2 pseudogenes are annotated in these 1,787 nt (G+C 67.3%); both read right to left on the bottom strand.

Annotated features, from left to right (window positions below):
• Positions 1-1,343, bottom strand: a pseudogene (locus tag AC1D12_RS32485) (bifunctional aconitate hydratase 2/2-methylisocitrate dehydratase); the annotation flags it as partial.
• Positions 1,344-1,505: 162 nt separating this feature from the next.
• Positions 1,506-1,787 (bottom strand): annotated as a pseudogene (locus AC1D12_RS32490) (hypothetical protein); the annotation flags it as partial.

Below are 1,787 nucleotides of genomic sequence, written 5' to 3' on the forward strand. Positions count from 1 at the left end.
CAGAAGCTCTGCATCACCAGGTCGGCGCTGAAGCCCAGGCAGGCCAGGTCCTTCAGCTCGTCGCGCGTCATCGGGCCGGTCGTGTCCTGCGAGCCGACGCTGGTCATGCGCGGTTCGCAGTACGTGCCCGGGCGCACGCCCTGCTGCTGGCCGTTGACCACCGGCAGGCCGCAGGCCTTGCCGACCATCTTCTGCGCCAGCGAGTAGCCCTTCTTCGTGTCGACCGGGCTCTGCGGCAGGCGGAACAGCGTCGACGGGGCCAGGCCCAGCGCCTCGCGCGCCTTCGCGGTCAGCCCGCGGCCGACGATCAGCGGGATGCGGCCGCCGGCACGCACCTCGTCGAACAGCACGTCGCTCTTGACCTTGAACTCGGAGATCACCTGGCCGTTCTTCAGCGCCTTGCCTTCATACGGGCGCAGCTCGACCACGTCGCCCATCGCCATCTGGCTCACGTCGAGCTCGATCGGCAGCGCGCCGGCGTCTTCCATCGTGTTGTAGAAGATCGGGGCGATCTTGTTGCCCAGGCACACGCCGCCGAAGCGCTTGTTCGGCACGTAGGGAATGTCTTCGCCGGTGAACCACAGCACCGAGTTGGTCGCCGACTTGCGGCTGGAGCCGGTGCCGACCACGTCGCCCACATASGCCACMAGGTKGCCCTTGGCGCGCAGGTCCTCGATGAACTTGATCGGGCCGCGCTTGCCGTCTTCCTCGGGCGTGATGCCGGGGCGTGCGTTCTTCAGCATCGCCAGCGCATGCAGAGGGATGTCGGGGCGGCTCCACGCGTCGGGCGCCGGCGACAGGTCGTCGGTGTTGGTCTCGCCGCCGACCTTGAAGATGCTGACGGTGATCGAGGCCGGCACTTCCGGGCGCGACGTGAACCACTCGGCATCGGCCCAGCTCTGCAGCACCGCGCGGGCGTGGTCGTTGCCCTTGTCGGCCTTGGTCTTCACGTCGTGGAACTGGTCGAACATCAGCAAGGTGCCCTTCAGGCCCTTGGCGGCGACGGCGCCGACCGCGGCGTCATCAAGCAGGTCGATCAGCGGGCTGATGTTGTAGCCGCCGAGCATCGTGCCCAGCAGCTCGGTCGCCAGTTCGCGGGAAATCAGCGAATTCGTTTCGGTGCCATGCGCCACCGCCGCCAGGTACGAGGCCTTCACCTTGGCCGCATCGTCCACGCCCGCGGGCACGCGGTGCGTCAGCAGGTGGACCAGGTTGGCGCCTTCACCGGCCGGCGGCGCCTTCAGCAGCTCGATCAGTTCGGCGGTCTGCGCGGCCGACAACGGCAGCGGCGGAATGCCGAGGGCGGCGCGTTCGGCGACATGTTGGCGATAGGCTTGAAGCATGCGGTTCTCCGGGGGGCAATGACGGTCAGGAAAGGGAAAGCCCTGCAGCCGCATTGCGCGGATCTGCCAGGCGCCGGCCACCGGTCGTCGTCGCGACCCGAGGCACAGGGAACGAAAAAACGGGGGCAGGGCGCTGGCTCGATCTCCGGAGACCGTCGGCGTTTACTTGCCGGCGGCCGCAGCGGCAGCGCGTTGCTTCTCGTGCACGCAGTTGTCGACCAGGCGCTGGCCGGCCTTGGTGTCCATCAGCATCGACTTGTTGGCGATCTGCAGCAGCAGCGTGACGCCCTTGACGTCTTCCAGGCGCAGCGCACCCGTCGACGACGACACCGGCTTCATCGTGAACAGCTTCTTGCCGAAGGCCACGTCGACGTAACCGGGGAATTTCGGGTTGATCGAGACGTCGATCTTCTGGTTGAACTCGCACTCGTACGGGCCGTACAG

The sequence above is a fragment of the Rhizobacter sp. P1_G5 genome (assembly GCF_056405435.1).